The sequence below is a fragment of the Bifidobacterium miconis genome (assembly GCF_019331735.1).
GTDB classification, from domain to species: Bacteria; Actinomycetota; Actinomycetes; order Actinomycetales; family Bifidobacteriaceae; genus Bifidobacterium; species Bifidobacterium miconis.
The window spans coordinates 62,485-78,769 of record NZ_JAHBBH010000005.1 but is presented as its reverse complement, the minus strand read 5'-3'; the positions used below and the strand labels follow the sequence as shown (position 1 = coordinate 78,769).

Here is a 16,285-nt window from a genome sequence, read left to right as displayed (position 1 = left end):
AAGGCCCGGTCAGCAACCCGTGCGTCACTCCTTGACGGACAGGTTGAGGTTCTTCAGCGTGTCGATGGAGGTCTTCTGTGCCTCGGAGAAGATGTCCTCGACCTTGCCGGAACCGTCGACCGCCTTGGCCGCGGTCGTGTTCATCGCGGCGGCGACGGCGGAGAAGCCCGGCATGTAGGTGAAGTCGCCCATGTTGTTGTTCGCGGTCTTGAACTCGGCCATGATGTCCTGGCCGCCGAAGAACTCGGCCCACTTCTCGGGGGCCTTGGCGTCGGCGGTGGTGGCGGCCGGCACGAGGCCCTGGGAGACGAGGTCGGAGATCTGCGTGTTGAACCAGTCGAGGAACTCCATGGCTTCCTTCGGGTGCTTGGAGGTCTTGAGCACGGCCACGCCGGAGCCGCCGTCGGGGCCGGTCTTGCCGGCGTTGCCGAACCAGTCGCCGAGCTGGGTGACCTGCCAGTCACCGGCGCCGGTATCGCCGGCGGAAGCCATGAACAGCGGGGCCTCCCATGCGGCGGCCACGGTGCCGATCAGCGAGCCGTCCTGCAGCGAGGCGTCGAAGGAGGCGTCCCAACGGGCGTTGGTGGTGGCGGCCTTCGCGTCGATGAGCTGCTGGTAGAGGTCGGCGACGGCCTTGGAACCGTCGGTTTCGGTGTTGACGACCCACGCGTCGTCCACGACCTTGTACCAGCCGCCGGAGGCGCCGGCCAGGCCGGAGATCATGTTGCCGGCCTCATCGGGCTGGTAGGACATGATGTACTTGCCCGCGGCCGCGGCCTTCTTGGCGGACGCGATCATCTCGTCGGCGGTCTTCGGCACGGTGATGCCGAGCTTGTCGAACTCGGCCTTGTTGTAGAAGTAGACGAGCGGGCCGGTGTCCTGCGGCAGGCCGAAGTACTTGCCGCCGACCTGCATCAGGGAATACGGTCCGGATGCGAAGTGGTCCTTGTACTGCTCGGCGTATTCGGTGACGTCCTGCAGCATGTCCTTGGTGAAGACCTCCGGCAGCTCGGCGTAGCCGACCTGCGCCAGATCGGGCGCATTGTCGTTCTTGACGTCGGTCTCGAGCTTCTTGATCATTTCGGAGGCCTTGCCGTCGAACTTGGTGGCCTTGACCTGGATCTCGGGATGCTCCTTGTTCCACTTGGCTACGATGTCGTTGACGAGCACCATGCCGTCGTTGTCGGGCAGGCGGTGCATGTAGGTGATGTTCACCACGCCGCCGTCGGACGAACCGCCGCCGGACGCGTTGTTGTTGGTGCTGGTGTCGGAGCCGCAGCCCGCAAGTCCCATCGACAGTGCCGCGACGGCCGAAAATCCAGCCAGTAGCCTCTTCTTGTTCATCATGATTCCACTCCTCTTCGAGTTGTCTGGCTGCCACTTCACTGTGACAACTGGATTTAGATTACATCCCCCGCTCTTAAATGTCAACTATCTTTACATTAACTGCGTGTTCCCATGACAACCATTGGAATTGCGCCATCTCTCCTTGCGCAACTACCCTTACGTACCACATTTAGTAAATCTTCTTAACAAAAACTTCGGCTTTCCATATTGCGGTGCGCATGCGCCGACGTGCCCGTCGTTTCGGAATCGCGCTGTCGCGTGATGCAATGTTGCCAGCGGCAGCGGAAGCTGCCGCCCGAGCAAATGTTCAACGCGCCGCGATGCTGGCGGAGCTTCGGTATCCTGCAATGATGGACAGCCTTCGGCTGACCGTGCCATTGGCTCGCTGCCGCTCGCTCCATGCCCAGAAGCGCCTCTGATGCTGGCGGCAGCCTCGGCCACCTCGGCTGAGGGGACCAAGGCTCCGCCAGCATCATAGTGCGTTGAACAATGGCAAGCGCGGCGGCTGGGCCGCCGCCGGGAACATGGTATTGCGCGCGAGCGCAATGCCGATTTCATCGCATTCCAACGCGATGCCGAGATTGCGCCACCGCGCAATCCCACGGCAACACAGCATCACACGGCAACGTGATCCCGACACCACCAGACAACGCCCAAGCACAGCAAAGCCCGAAGAATCAAAACCCCGATTCCGAGGAATCGAGAGCGGAACGGAAAAACACGCAGAACCGTCAGCGCATGGCGGCGACCGCGGCGCGTACGACGGCACGGTCCGTCTTTTCTATGCGGGCGTCCGCACCGCCGCCGCCCGGGCCGCCGGGGGACGGAACGGTCGTTTTGGCGCTCATGTGCACGGCGTCGACGCCGGTGGCGCGCAGCGCGGGGATCGAAGGGACCGTCACGCCGCCGCCGGCTTCGATCTGAATGCGCCCCGCCGCATGCGCGACGAGATCGCGCAGACGATCCAGCGCCTGCGGGGCGGTGGGAGCCCCGCCGGAGGTGAGCACGCGCGTATAGCCGAGTTCGATGAGCGTGTCGAGCGCGGCGAACTGGTCGGGCACCACGTCGAAGGCGCGGTGGAAGGTGATCTGCACCCTGCGGTTGCAGCGCTCCGCCTCCGCCCGGGCCTCGTCGGCCAAGCGCTCGGCGGCAGCCACGTCGACGGTGCCGTCCGGCTTGAGCGCCCCGATCACCACGCCGGACGCCCCGGCGAGAATGGCCGAACGCACGTCCACGGCCATGACGTGCAACTCCCCCGCATCGAACACGAACGCGCCGCCGCGCGGTCGGATCAGCGCCTGCACCCCTTGCGGCACGCCGACGTGCGCGCACGATTGGATCAGTCCGAAACTCGGGGTCACTCCCCCGGTGGCTCCGAGCGCCATGCACAGCTCGACGCGATCCGCGCCCTCCTCGAGCGCGATGATCGCGCCGTCGACGTCCTGTACCGCGATTTCCAGTGTCATGCCATCTCCTTCGATGCTCTCTCCCGCGTTTCAACTGCCCACGCACGGGACGGAACCGAGCGCGTCACGTTCCAGATTGTCGCATCGACGCGACCGTGGCAAATCGGCGACACGCCGTTCGTCAATCGATTTGCAGACATTGATTAACGGCGTTAATATATAAACATCGTTCAGCTTCAACGACGAACACATCACCGCCGATCCAAGCACGACGATACCGCACCACAACCGCACGCGCCACGCGACGACGCAACGAGCCAGCAAAGGAGCAGGACATGGCAGACAACGGCATCACCGCAACGTCCATCGCATCCGTCTCCGAAGCCAACCGCTCGCGCATCATGCGTCACCTGTACCGCAACGGCGTGTGCTCCCGCGCGCAGATCGCCGAGGCGCTGGGACTCACCCCGGCCGCCATCACCAAAATCACCGCGCGGCTCATCGAAACCGGCGTGATCCGCGAGACCGGAGGCATGGAGGGGCGCAAGAACCGCCGTTCCATTGGCCTCGAGCTCAACGTCGGCTCGTTCCACGTCGTCGGCGTCAAGTTCGCCCGCAGCATCGTCCAGATCGGCCTGTTCGACCTTGCCGGCACACCGCTCGACGTGCGCGAGCTGGACAAGGTCACCGAGGACACGATCCCCGCCACGCTCGCCGACATCCATGAGACAGTGGGCGGCATGCTTGACGCCGACCCGTCGATCGTGGCCGTCGGCATGGCCGTGCCAGGCCCGTATCTCAAGGATTCCGGCCGCACCGCGGTCGTCTCCTCGATGCAGGGCTGGAAGCGGGTCAACTTCCTCGACGAATTCTCGCACGCCTTCCGCGTGCCCGTGTTCGTCGAGCAGGACGCCCGCGCCGGCGCGCTCGCCCAGTGCCTGTTCGACCCGGTCAACGCCGGCGCCGACTCGCTCGCCTACTACCTGATCGGCGAGGGCGTGGGGCTCGGCGTCGTCGAACGCGGCCGCATCATCGACGGCCATCTCGGCGCGGCCACCGAACTCGGCCACGTCAGCGTCGACGTCGTCAACGGCCTGCCGTGCGAATGCGGCAACGTCGGCTGCCTCGAACGCTACTGCTCGGCCACCGCCATCCACCGCATGATCGTCGAGGCGGGCGACCTGATCGACGGCGCGGACCGGCTTACGCACGCGCAGGCGTGCCGCGAGCTGTTCGCCAAGGCCGCGGACGGCGACGAACGCGCGGCGGCGATCGTGCGCAAGGCCGCACGCTACATCGCGTTCGGCTGCGTGACCATCATCAACATGTTCAATCCGGAACGGATCGTCATCGGCGACATCGGCGCGGCGGCCGGACCGCTGCTGCTCGACGTCGTGCGAGAAACCGTCGACCGGCACGTGCTGCCCGAGCTCAATGAGTCGACCGTCATCACGTTGTCGTCGCTGCCCTCCGACGCGGCGCTCGGCGGCGCGGCGGCGGTGGCGATCGACCGTTTCCTCGAACGCCCCTCGGCGTTCCTCGAGCCCGCCTGACCGGCGCGCCAACAAGATTTGCAACTACAATCGAAAGTGCAAGTGCCCGCGTCCGCACGGTCGCGGGCCACAAACAAGAAAGGAACCATCATGGCCAAGCCCATCGTCCTGTCCCTTGGAGAACTGCTGTGGGACATGCTGCCCGGAGGCAAGCGCGCAGGCGGCGCCCCCGTCAACTTCGCGTACCACGCGATGATGAACGGCACCGAAGGCTGGTCCATCAGCGCGGTCGGCGAGGACGAACTCGGCGACGAGCTGCTTGTGGAGGCCGAGAAGGCCGGCATCCACACCATCATCCAGCGCAACGCCTGGCCAACCTCCACCGTCGAGGTGGCCCTGAAGAACGGCATCCCGGAGTACACCATCGTCAAGGGCGTGGCATGGGACCACATCCTGCTCACCCGCCAGCTCATCGAGGTCGCCGAGAAGGCCGACGCCGTCTGCTTCGGCACGCTGGCCCTGCGCTCCCCCGAGTCGCACGACACCATCGTCGAGCTGCTCAAGCACACCAAGCCGTCCGCGATGCGCTTCTTCGACATCAACCTGCGCGGCGACCACTACTCCAAGGAGCTCATCGAAGAGCTGCTCGGCTACGCCACCGTGTTCAAGATCAACGACGCCGAACTGCTGCTGCTGCGCGACATGTTCGACATCCGCGGCACCTCGGACGACGAGGCCTGCCGCTGGTTCATGAACGAGTACGGCCTGGATTACATCATCCTGACCGGCGGTTCGACCTTCTCCACCATCATCTCCAAGAACGGCGAGTCCTCCACGCTGAACACCCCGCACGTCGAGGTCAACGACACCGTGGGCGCCGGCGACTCCTTCTCCGGCACGTTCACCGGCAAGATCCTTACCGGCGCCACGCTGGCCGAGGCCCACCGCGCCGCCGTGAACACCGCCGCCTACGTGTGCACGCAGGCCGGCGCGTGGCCGAAGTACCCGGAGGTCATGCCGGACTACCTCGCCGAAGCCGGCGAGTGACCGGCCGCACGACCGACACGTTGACCGTCTGACCGATCAGATCGTCGAACGCCGTCTTTCCCGCCCCCGGGACATATTGTCCGGGAATGGGAAAGGCGGCGTTTTCGCATATGCGGGCAGGCGCATGTGCGCGCTAACGACATGCCGGGCACGCGGGAAAAATCCGCCGAATTCCGCCCATAGAACCGGTTCGACATATACTGGACGAGGTTGTGCCTCCAGCCCGCATCGCCGCGCGGCCCGAAGGCCGGCCGACAGGGCTCATTTTCCGAAGGAGGACTCCCATGAGCATTCGCGACACCGTCACCGGCGTGCAGCACGTCGGCATCCCCACCACCGATCTCGAGGGCACCATCGCCTATTACGAGAAGCTCGGATTCGAATGCCTCGGCATCTACCCGAACGGCGAGGACCGCTGCACGTTCCTGCGCCTGAACAACCTCACGCTCGAGGTGTGGACCATGAACCCGACGCCGCTGGAAAACGGCGCCATCAACCACTTCGCGCTCGACTCGACCGACATCGAGGCCTCGTTCGCCGAGGCGCAGAAGCTCGGCCTGAACTTCGTCGAGGGCTCCATCCAGCACATCGACACGTTCTGGGAGCACGGCATCCGCTACTTCAACGTGCTCGGCCCCAACCATGAGGTCATCGAGTTCTGCCAGATCATGTAGCTTTCCGGGCGGCCAGAAGGTCACAGGCCGCCGACGTCAGCCATCAGAAACCATTGCCTGCATATTCGAAAAAGGGGGACTTTTATCATGGGCAAGACCGCTGACAAGACCACGCCGTGGGTGGAAAGCCCCGACGGATATCTCGACCGCACGCCGGTGCTCCAGTTCGCGATGACTTCGGTGCTGTTCGCCTTCTGGGCGATCGCCTCGAGCCTGAACGACGTGCTCATCACCCAGTTCAAGCCGGTGTTCGAGCTGACCGACATGCAGACCGCGCTCGTGCAGAGCGCGTTCTACGCCGGATACTTCATCATCGCCATCCCCGCCTCGCTGTTCATCAAGAAGACCAGCTACAAGGTGGGTATCATGACCGGCCTCGCGTTCTTCGCGCTCGGCTGCTTCATCTTCTTCCCGGCCTCGCGCCTGATCACGTACGAGATCTTCCTGTTCGCCATCTTCGTCGAGGCGATCGGCCTGAGCTTCCTCGAAACCTCGGCCGACACGTACGCCACGCTGCTCGGCCCGAAGCGCCTGAGCACGCTGCGCCTGAACGTCGCGCAGACCATGAACGCGCTCGGCCTGCTCACCGGCGTGCTGCTCGGCAAGTACTTCGTGTTCCAGGACTCCAACCTGCACACCGAGATGGAGAAGCTGCGCAAGACCGACCCGCAGGGCGCGCTCGACCTCGCCTCCGAACAGCTCGGTCGCACGCTGCAGCCGTACATCGTGGTCATGATCGTCATGCTTGTGTTCATCGTGCTGTTCGCGATCGTGAAGTTCCCGAAGTGCCGCCCGCAGACCAAGGAAGGCGACGTGGCCAAGGCCACGCTCGGCGAGACGATGAACTACCTCGGCCACAACGGCCGCTTCTGGCAGGGCATCGCGATCCAGTTCATCTACATCGGCGCGCAGACCGGCATCTGGTCGTTCACCATGCGACTGGCACTCAACGTGTCCGAGCAGGCCGGCGCCCCGATCTCCGACCGCGAGTCGGCGAACTACATGATGATCAGCTACATCATCTTCTTTGTCGGCCGTATCTCCGCCTCCTACCTGCTGTCGAAGTTCCGCGAGACGCGCGTGCTGGCGGTCTACATGATCGTCGGCTGCGTGGTGCTCGTCGGCACGGCGTTCGTGCCCGGCATGGCGTCCGTCTGGCTGGCCGTGCTCGTCTCCCTCTTCCTCGGACCGGGCTGGCCGACGATCTACTCGCGCACGCTCAAGACCGTCGAGGACCGCCGCCACACCGAGACCGCCGGCGCGATCATCGTGATGGCGCTGGTCGGCGGCGCGATCCTGCCGATGGCGCAGGGCGCGCTCTCCGACGCGGTGAACATGCAGTTCTCGTTCATCCTGCCGGCCATCGAGCTGCTCATCGTGGGCCTGTACTTCGTCTCCGAGTTCAAGCGTGACAAGTACACCCCGGCCCAGCTCAAGGCCATGACCGAGAAGGGCGAGATCGCCAACTGACGGCTCCTTTTTCGGAACCGATTCCCACTCTTTCTTTCCAGGGACACGGGCCCCGCTTCGGCGGGGCCTTTTCGTGTCTCCTGTTCTATGGCCCGCCCACCGCCTGCCTTACGGCGCTCACGCATGGTTTCCATCTCCCCCGGTCAGTGGATCACCGCCTTTTCGCGCATGATGGCGTGTCGGGAACTAAACCGATTTAGAATAGTCCCGACAACATTGATTAACATCGTTAACAAAGAAGTTAGGCGGACCACCATGGCATACACCGAGATCCCCTCCAGCGTGGCGGCGTTCATGCAGCGCATCACCGACCTGTGCGGCGAGGAGCACGCCGGATGGGCGGAGAACTTCAACGCGTGCTTTGCGAACACGCTCACCACCACCGTGAACCGCCACGAGGACGGCACCACGTTCCTGCTCACCGGCGACATTCCCGCGATGTGGTTGCGCGATTCGACCGCCCAGCTGCGCCCGTACCTGCCCATCGCCGCCGAAGACGACGATCTGGCCGCGATGATCGAGGGGCTGGTGCGCCAGCAGTTCCGCTTCATCAACATCGACCCGTACGCGAACGCGTTCAACGAGACGCCGTCCGGCGCCAGCTGGGACAAGGACGACCGCTCCGACTTCTCCAGCCCGTGGCTGTGGGAGCGCAAGTACGAGGTGGACTCGCTGTGCTATCCGATCCAGCTCGCATGGCTGCTCTACGCGAACACCGGCCGCACCTCGCAGTTCGACGACGAGTTCGTCGCCGGCGTGAAGCGCATCCTCGACGTGTTCGAAACGGAACAGGACCATGCGGCGCGCTCGCCGTACTTCTTCGTGCGCGACTGCGACATCCCCACCGAGTCGCTCGTCAACGACGGCAAGGGCTCCCCCGTCGCCGTCACCGGCATGACGTGGTCCGGCTTCCGCCCGAGCGACGACGCGTGCACGTATCACTATCTCGTGCCGTCGAACATGTTCGCGGCCGTGGTCATGGGCTATCTGGAGCGCATCTTCGGCGGCGACGTGCTGGACGATCCGGCGATCGCCGGCCGCGCGGCCGACCTGCGCGCGTCGATCACGGACGGCATCGCGCGCCACGCGACGACGACCAACGCCCAGGGCGAGACGATCTGGGCGTACGAGACGGACGGCCTCGGCCACTTCAACGTCATGGACGACAGCAACGTGCCGAGCCTGATGGCCGCGCCGTACCTCGGCTTCTGCGAGCCGGACGACCCGACGTATCTGGCGACGCGCCGCACGCTGCTCAGCCGCGAGAATCCGTACTACTACGAGGGCGAGCACCTGCGCGGCATCGGCTCGCCGCACACGCCGGAGAACTACGTGTGGCCGATCGCGCTCGCCGTCGAGGCGATGACCAGCGACGACCACGATTACAAGGCGCAGGTGCTCGACCGGCTCGTCGCCACCGACGCGGGCACGCACCTGATGCACGAGGGCATCGACGTGAACGACCCGACGAAGTACACGCGCGAATGGTTCAGCTGGTCGAACATGATGTTCTGCGAACTGGTGATGGACTACTTCGACATTCGCGTCAAGCGCTGACGAAATGTGCGTATAATGAACCCAGAACGGTAAGCGCTTTCCCTACACTTTCCAGACAACACAATCCTTCGGCCACGGCCGACAAAACCCAAGGAAGGAACACTATGACCACCAATCCCAAGTATGTGCTCGGCACCGAGGCCAACCGCATCTTCATGGCCTCGGAAACCTATGAGCTGCTGAACTTCGGCAAGGGCTTTCCGGCCGCCGTCGGCGGTTCCGGCTGGCTGAACTCCGACGGCACCATCGACCCGTCGCACGGCGAGGAGACCTGGATCACCAGCCGCATGGCGCACGTCTACTCCATCGGCGAGATGCTCGGCTATCCGGGCGCCGGCGAACTGGCCGACAAAGCGCTCGCGGGCCTGACCGGCGTCCTGCACGACGACAAGAACGGCGGCTGGTACCCGCAGGTGCACGAGGACGGCACCCCGGAGCCGGGCAAGGTCTGCTACGCGCACGCGTTCGTGATCCTCGCCGCGTCCTCCGCGCTGCTCGCCGGCCGCCCGGGCGCCAAGGAGCTGCTCGACGAGGCGCTCGCCACCTACGACAAGCACTTCTGGGACGAGGAGACCGGCCTCGCGGTGGACACGTGGAACACCGAGTTCACCGAACTCGACCCGTACCGCGGCCTCAACGCGAACATGCACACCGTCGAGGCGTTCCTCGCCGTGGCCGATGCCACCGGCGACAACTCCTACCGCGTGCGCGCCGGCCGCATCATCAAGCACGTGCTCGGCTGGGCCGAGAACAACGAGTGGCGCATCCCGGAGCATTTCGGCTCCGACTGGACCGTCGAACTCGAATTCAACGCCGACAAGAAGGACGACCAGTTCAAGCCGTACGGCGCCACCCCGGGCCACGGCATCGAATGGGCGCGCCTGATCACCCAGTGGGCGCTCAGCTCCTTCCCGAACGCGGACGTGGCCGCCCCGTACGTCGAGGCCGCCGAGCATCTGTTCGCGCGCGCCGTCGCCGACGCGTGGAACGCGGACGGCACCGTTGGCCTCGCCTACACGACCGACTGGAACGGCAAGCCGGTGGTCACCGACCGCATGCACTGGACGCTGGCCGAGGCGCTCAACACCTCCGCCTCGCTGTACGCGGCGACCGGCAAGGACGAGTACGCGCAGTGGTACGCCACCTTCGCGCAGTACGTCGACGAGCACGTCATCGACCACCAGGGCGGCTCCTGGTTCCACCAGCTCGACAAGGACAACCACGTGATCGGCACCGTGTGGCCGGGCAAGTCCGACCTGTACCACGCGTTCCAGTCCACGCTCATCCCGTTCCTCGACCCGTCGGTGTCCATCGCCACGGCCGTGAAGAACGCGGAGTGAACCTGCCGTAGCGTTGCGCGCCGATCCTGACTTCGGCACGCAACGCATGCCGTGTCCATCTCCTTAACTCATCATCACGCGAAAGAGGCTTCCCGCACATTTACGGGAAGCCTCTTTCGTATGGGCAAGGAGATCAGGCGACGGTGATGCGGAAGACGACCGGGGCATCGCCGGAGATCGTCGGTGCGTGCACTTCGAGCGCGGTGTCGTCGCGCTTCCATGCGACATGATCCGCGACGCCGAGCACGTCGACATGGTCGATGAGCCCGTGGAAGTCGGCGTTGTGCTCGGCGTCGCCTTCCTTGAGCCGTTCGAATCGGTACACGCCGTCCGCCGCCGGACGCATGGCGATGGCGTACAGGTTGGAGCCGTTGACCGTGTACCGCACGTCGCGCGAGGTGAAGTTCTTCTTGACCGCATCGGAGAACTGTCCTTCGATGATCCGGGTCGGCCCCTCGCCGAACCGCTTCCACGGCTTGGAACCGTAGATCGCCTCGCCGTTGACGCGCATCCAGTCGCCGATGCCGTTGAGCACGGCGAGATCCTCGTCGCCGATCGTGCCGTCCGGCTTCGGGCCGACGTTGAGCAGCAGGTTGCCATTCTTGGAGACGATGTCGACCAGATCCTGCAGGATCTCCTCGTACGGACGGTACCGGTTGTGTTCGGTGTAGCACCACGAGTTCAGCGCGATCGCCGTGTCGGTCTGCCAATGGTACGGCTTCGCCTCGGCGAGCTGGCCGCGTTCCACGTCGGGCGTGGCGGTGCCGAACATGAACGAGTCCTGCTTGTAGCAGATCGTAACCTCCTCGCCCCATTCGTCCGCGCGGTCGTAGTAGTACGCGGCGAACTTCTTCAGGTACGGCTGGACGGCCTCGTGCAGGATCCACCAGTCGAAGTACAGCACCTTCGGCCGGTATTCGTCGACGATCTCGCACGCGCGCAGCAGCCAGTCCTCAAGGAACTCCGCGGTCGGAGCCGGCTTGCTGTGCTGGTCCATGTGGTTCGGCTCGGGCATGGCCGGCCAGTAGAAGTCACCGCGTTTGAGCGGCTCGTGGATGTCGCTGTCGAACTCCTTGCCGTGGCCCATGAAGAACCAATGCTCGACGCGGTGCGACGATGCGCCGTTCACCAGCCCACGCTCGTGGAACGCCTGCGTCAGCTCGCCGAGCACGTCGCGCTTCGGCCCCATCTCCACCGCGTTCCAGTGCGACAGGCGGCTCCGGTACATCTGGAACCCGTCATGGTGCTCGGCGACCGGCACCACGTACCGGGCGCCGGTGCGCTTGAACAGATCCGCCCATGCGTCCGGGTCGAAGCGCTCAGCCTTGAACATCGGGATGAAGTCCTTGTAGCCGAACTCCTTCTGCGGCCCGTAGGTCGCGACGTGGTGTTCGAACTCCTTCGACCCCTGAATGTACATGTTGCGCGAATACCATTCGCTGCCGAACGCCGGCACCGAGTAGACACCCCAGTGGATGAAGATGCCGAACTTCGCGTCCTCGAACCATTGCGGCGTCCGATGCTGCTGCAGCGACGCCCAATCGTCCTTGAACCGCCCGCGCGCGATCACCTCGTCGATCGCCGCGAGATCACGCTTCATGTCCTCATTGCTTTCCATGCCCGGGCCCTTTCCCTCACGCATCCAGCTAACGTCACGCATACAACCGTACAACGATGTCGCCGAGATCGTCGGGAGCGGCATCCGGCAGTGCAAGACGAATGCCGCGGTCGTCCTGTTCGCAGGCGACCGGCGTGCCGTCGAACAGGCTTGCGCCGCGGACGATCCGGCCGACCGGCGGCAGGATAGTCGCGTTCACGGCGGCGCGGTCGAGCACGTGCAGATAGATGGTGCCGTCCTTGGCGGTGACGGAGCCGTACACGCCGTCGACCGGCTGCCACGGACCGGCCTGAGTGCCGTAGACGGCCTGGCCGTTGCGTTCCAGCCATTGGCCGACCTGCGACAGCGAGTTCTTGACCGCCTCGGGGATACGTCCGTCCGCGTCGGGGCCGACGTTGATGAGCACGTTGCCGCCGCGCGTGACCGAGTCGACGATCAAGCGCACGATCTCGGCCGGTTCCATGACTCGGCTGCCCGGAATATAGCCCCATGCTGCGGTGGACGAGAAGCATTTCTCCCACGGGTTCGGCAGGATCGGCCCGCGCGCGGCGTCCGGTCCCTCGTCGCAGGCGAAGTCGCCGCGATAGCCGGAACGCGGAGTCATCAGCGTCTTCGGGTTGAACGAGCGGACCATGCGCGCGATGTTCACCGCATCCCAGAAGTCGACCTGATCGCGGTCGCCGCCCTGATGCGCCAGCCAGCCGCCGTCATACCAGAGGATGTCCGGCTGGTACTGCGAGCACAGTTCGCGGATCTGCCCCCACGCCTGACGCTTCATCGCCTGCGCGCTTTCGGGCTGCCCGGCCGGGTCGAAGTAGCCGGGGAACCGCCAGTCCATCGGCGAATAGTACAGGCCGAGCCCCATGCCGGCGTCGCGGCTCGCCTTCGCGTACGCGGCCACGTAATCCTTGCCCGGACCGCAGTCCACCGACGTGAAGTCCTGCCAGCTGGCCTTGCTGTCCCACATCGCGTAGCCGTCGTGGTGACGGGTCACCATCACCGTGTAGCGCGCGCCCATGGATTGCGCGACGTCCATCCATCCCTGCGCGATTTCGTCGGGTTCGAGCGCCGGATGGAATTCCTCGCGCGCGATGCGGCGGTATTCCTCCGGCGCGTAGTGCTCGTTGAAGTACGCCCATTCCCCCTTACCGATCACCGAGTACACGCCCCAGTGCACGAACATGCCGATTTTCGCGTCATGCCACCATGTGATGTCGTTTGCAGACAGTTCGAGGTCGCGTTCGTCGTCCCGTGGTTCGACGAGCAGCGACGACGCCTTCATCTTCGAGGCGAGTTCGGCGCCCTGCATGATGTGTTCGGCCATGATGATTGCTCCTTTGCGGTTGCGTGAGATGGTTCGTTGGGAAGGTTTGCCGTTGTATCCGTGTCGATTGCCGCGCCAGTATCGGCCCGACGATTGCCGGTGATCGCACGACGGAGGCCCGCGGCGCGCTGCGCCTGCGGGCCACCGTGATCAGTCGGTCACTTGGTGTACTGGTCGTACCACTTCTGCCAGATCTGGACGTTCTGGTCAAGACCGAACTTCTTCATGGAGGCGACGTAGTCGGCCCAGTCGTTGTCGATGCCGCCATCGCGCATCCATCCGCCGATCTTCGGCATCGCGTAGTCGAACATCGCGGTGTTGTTGTTGGACAGCGTAATGTTGTCGTCCGAGCTGGGGTTCACGTACTCGGGGATGATGTCCTTGGTCGGATCGAAGTGCTGGTACTGCTCGGCGTACACTTGATCGACCTCCTGCAGGCGGTCGGCGTTCTTGTCGCCCTTGATGGTGACGTCGTCAGGAATCCAACCGGACAGACCGTCTTCGAGCGCGGGGATCTCGCTCGGGGACTGCTGGTAGTACTTGTCGGAAACCGTGTACTCGTGGTCGCCGGTTTTCTCGACCCACTTGGAAAGGTCGCCCTTGAACTGCTGCACGGAGTACTTCTCACTGAACAGCAGGTTGAGGAGCTTGAACACGGCGTCCTTGTTCTTGGCCGCGCTGGACACGGTGGTGGAGTTGACGAATTCGTTCTCCACCTGCGAGCCGTCCCATACGACTTCGTCCTGAGAGACGCCGGGCGCCGCCGGAGCCGGCATGGCGACGTACTGGTCCGCCAAGCCGTCGCCGAACGTGGTCGGGATATCCCACCCGAACGCGACGCCGACCTTGGCGGTCTTGCCGTCGCCCTGCAGGTTGGCTGTATACGTGGAGTCATCCATGGTCAGCGATTCCGTAGGAACCAGGCCTTTGGAGATGAGCTCGTGGTAGTAGGAGATGACGCTCTTGAATTCGTCGGAGATCAGGAAGCTGGCGACCTTGCCGTCCTTGGCATATATGCCGGTGGTGGACGGGCCGCCGTTGAAGTGGGTGACGATGCCGGTGGAGTTCAGCAGCAGGAACGGATCGTACCAGCCGAAGCCGGTGGTGTTCAGCTTCCTGATCTGCATCGGAATCTCGTCGGCCTTGCCGTTGCCGTTCGGATCCTGCGTCTTGAACGCCTCGAGCACGTTTTCGAGCTCGTCCCACGTGGTCGGCATCTTGAGCCCGAGCTTGTCAAGCCAAGTCTTGTTGATCATCATGTGCTGGCCGGAGGCATGGTAAGCGGATCCGCGATCCGAGACAAGGGAGAAAATTTCGCCGTCAATGGTGGACGACATGTTCTTCGCGTCCTGCTTCGTCTCAAGATACTTCTTGACGTTGGGCATCTTGTCGAGATCGTCGGCGAGATTCTCGAACATGGAGGCATTGTTGGCGGTATCGCTCTTGAAGAAGCCGCGGATGGTGAGATCCGGGATCTCGCCGGAGGCCAGCGTGACGTTCTTCTGATTGTTCCATGCGGCGTTCGACACCGTCTTCCACGTGATGGCGCAACCACAGTCCTTTTCCACATCCTTGGCCCACTGCATCGTCTTGAACGGCAGACGATTGTCAGGCATCACCACCAGCACCGAGACCGCCGGCTTGCCGTCCTTGGTCGCGCCCGCGTCGCTGTTGCCGCACGCCCCCACGGCGGCCAGCATCGCCACGGAGGAGACCGCTGCGGCCGTCTTGAGCATCGTTCGCTTGTTCATCATGTTCGCCTTTCTTATCGTTTCCCTCGGTCAGCTGCGACTTCGGGGCAACCACTTCGTTGTTGAGTTGTGATAGTTACGATATCAGGACGGAAATAAAATGTCAAATTATTTTTAGAAATTTTCTTTAACGACAACAAGACCGACTGACCAGATCGAAGGCAAACGGAATCAGGCGCGCGGCTTTGCGGTGCTTTCGCGCACCACGAGGCGCGTGGGGAACACGGCGTGTCGCTCTTCGACGGAGCCGTTGCGCGCGTCGAGGATCATGTCGATGGCCTTGCGGGCCATCAGCCCGAACGGCTGGTCGACGGTGGTCAGCGCCGGATACAGACACTGCGAAGGATAGACGTTGTCGAACCCGACGACGGACAGGTCGCGCGGCAGCGTCAGGCCACGCTCGCCCGCGGCCCGGTACGCGCTCACCGCGGTGATGTCGTTGCAGCAGAAGATCGCCGTCGGACGGCGTTCGGCCGGCAGGTCGAGCAGTTCGCAGACCGCCTGATACCCACGATCGGACATGTCGTAGTCGCCGTGCGTGGCCCAGGCCGGGTCGATGTCGATGCCGGCCTTGAGCATGGCCGCTAGATAGCCGCTGTAGCGGGCCTGCGATGATTCCGCCCACGACGGGCCCACGACGATGCCGATGCGCCGGTGCCCCAGCGCGATGAGATGCTCGGTGGCCACAAGTCCGCCGGTCCAGTTGTCGATGCCGACGCCCAAGGCGCCAGCGGGCACTTCGCCGACGGGATCGATGATCACGAACGGGATGTCGCGCGACTGGAGCAGCGCCCGTTCGCGTTCTGCGACCGTGGACAGCACCAGAATCGCACCCAGCGGGTTGCGCGCGAGAATCGACTGGAAGCACTCGTCGCTGCGCTCGCCGCGGCCGGTCTGCGTGACCGTGACGCCGATGGACATCGACTGCGCGTATCGTGTCGCCTCGTTGATCATAGCCATGGTGCCGTTCGCCGCGACTTCGGTGAGCACCAGTTCGATGGTCTGCGACGTTTTCGTGGAGACCAGCGGCTTGGAGTAGCCGGTTTCCGCCATGATGCGCTCGATGCGTTCTCGCGTATCGGCCGCGACTCCGGCACGTCCGTTGACGACCTTGGATACCGTGGCGATGGACACCCCGGCCAGACGGGCGATTTCGCCGACCTTGATCTTGCCTTCGGCGTTCCTTGCCATCGCGGACCCCTTTCGTCGTCGTGCTGACCGACTTGTCGCATCTACCGTATGGTATCAGAAATTTTCT

At 64.2% G+C, this 16,285-nt stretch carries 12 protein-coding genes; 6 read left to right on the top strand and 6 right to left on the bottom strand.

Features of this window, described 5'->3' with window-relative positions; all coding sequences use genetic code 11:
- Nucleotides 1-24: 24 nt before the first annotated feature.
- Both KIH79_RS02970 and KIH79_RS02965 read right to left on the bottom strand, forming a co-directional pair.
- Complete coding sequence (locus KIH79_RS02970) at nucleotides 25-1,347, bottom strand: ABC transporter substrate-binding protein (RefSeq protein WP_236023557.1); 1,323 nt, start codon at nucleotides 1,345-1,347, stop codon at nucleotides 25-27.
- A 731-nt stretch (nucleotides 1,348-2,078) separates the two neighbouring features.
- Entirely contained in the window at nucleotides 2,079-2,813 is a 735-nt protein-coding gene (locus KIH79_RS02965) for a copper homeostasis protein CutC (RefSeq protein WP_219058032.1), read from the bottom strand.
- 275 nt (nucleotides 2,814-3,088) lie between these two features.
- Here KIH79_RS02965 and KIH79_RS02960 point away from each other — a divergent pair, with 275 nt between their 5' ends.
- The 6 genes from KIH79_RS02960 to KIH79_RS02935 all read left to right on the top strand — a co-directional run bounded on the left by KIH79_RS02960 (nucleotide 3,089) and on the right by KIH79_RS02935 (nucleotide 10,334).
- Complete coding sequence (locus tag KIH79_RS02960; protein ID WP_219058031.1) at nucleotides 3,089-4,306, top strand: ROK family transcriptional regulator; 1,218 nt, start codon at nucleotides 3,089-3,091, stop codon at nucleotides 4,304-4,306.
- A gap of 90 nt (nucleotides 4,307-4,396) precedes the next feature.
- Nucleotides 4,397-5,293 (top strand): carbohydrate kinase family protein, encoded by an 897-nt coding sequence (locus tag KIH79_RS02955; protein ID WP_219058030.1) that lies wholly within the window; start codon nucleotides 4,397-4,399, stop codon nucleotides 5,291-5,293.
- A 284-nt stretch (nucleotides 5,294-5,577) separates the two neighbouring features.
- On the top strand, nucleotides 5,578-5,967 hold the full coding sequence (locus tag KIH79_RS02950) for a VOC family protein (RefSeq protein ID WP_219058029.1): 390 nt from the start codon (nucleotides 5,578-5,580) through the stop codon (nucleotides 5,965-5,967).
- Nucleotides 5,968-6,054: 87 nt separating this feature from the next.
- Nucleotides 6,055-7,437, top strand: a complete 1,383-nt coding sequence (gene fucP / locus KIH79_RS02945; RefSeq protein WP_219058028.1) for an L-fucose:H+ symporter permease — start codon at nucleotides 6,055-6,057, stop codon at nucleotides 7,435-7,437.
- A 255-nt stretch (nucleotides 7,438-7,692) separates the two neighbouring features.
- Entirely contained in the window at nucleotides 7,693-8,994 is a 1,302-nt protein-coding gene (locus tag KIH79_RS02940; protein WP_219058027.1) for a glycoside hydrolase family 125 protein, read from the top strand.
- 104 nt (nucleotides 8,995-9,098) lie between these two features.
- The gene (locus KIH79_RS02935) at nucleotides 9,099-10,334 is read left to right on the top strand and encodes an AGE family epimerase/isomerase (RefSeq protein ID WP_219058026.1); all 1,236 of its coding nucleotides are present in this window, start codon (nucleotides 9,099-9,101) and stop codon (nucleotides 10,332-10,334) included.
- Between the two features lie 133 nt (nucleotides 10,335-10,467).
- On the opposite strand, the gene KIH79_RS02930 is transcribed toward KIH79_RS02935, so the two are convergent.
- From KIH79_RS02930 to KIH79_RS02915, 4 genes are all read right to left on the bottom strand, one after another.
- Complete coding sequence (locus KIH79_RS02930; protein WP_219058025.1) at nucleotides 10,468-11,952, bottom strand: alpha-L-fucosidase; 1,485 nt, start codon at nucleotides 11,950-11,952, stop codon at nucleotides 10,468-10,470.
- A 34-nt stretch (nucleotides 11,953-11,986) separates the two neighbouring features.
- Nucleotides 11,987-13,276, bottom strand: a complete 1,290-nt coding sequence (locus KIH79_RS02925; RefSeq protein WP_219058024.1) for an alpha-L-fucosidase — start codon at nucleotides 13,274-13,276, stop codon at nucleotides 11,987-11,989.
- A gap of 158 nt (nucleotides 13,277-13,434) precedes the next feature.
- Entirely contained in the window at nucleotides 13,435-15,030 is a 1,596-nt protein-coding gene (locus KIH79_RS02920; protein WP_338023109.1) for a type 2 periplasmic-binding domain-containing protein, read from the bottom strand.
- 168 nt (nucleotides 15,031-15,198) lie between these two features.
- Entirely contained in the window at nucleotides 15,199-16,218 is a 1,020-nt protein-coding gene (locus KIH79_RS02915; protein ID WP_219058023.1) for a LacI family DNA-binding transcriptional regulator, read from the bottom strand.
- Between the last annotated feature and the right edge of the window lie 67 nt (nucleotides 16,219-16,285).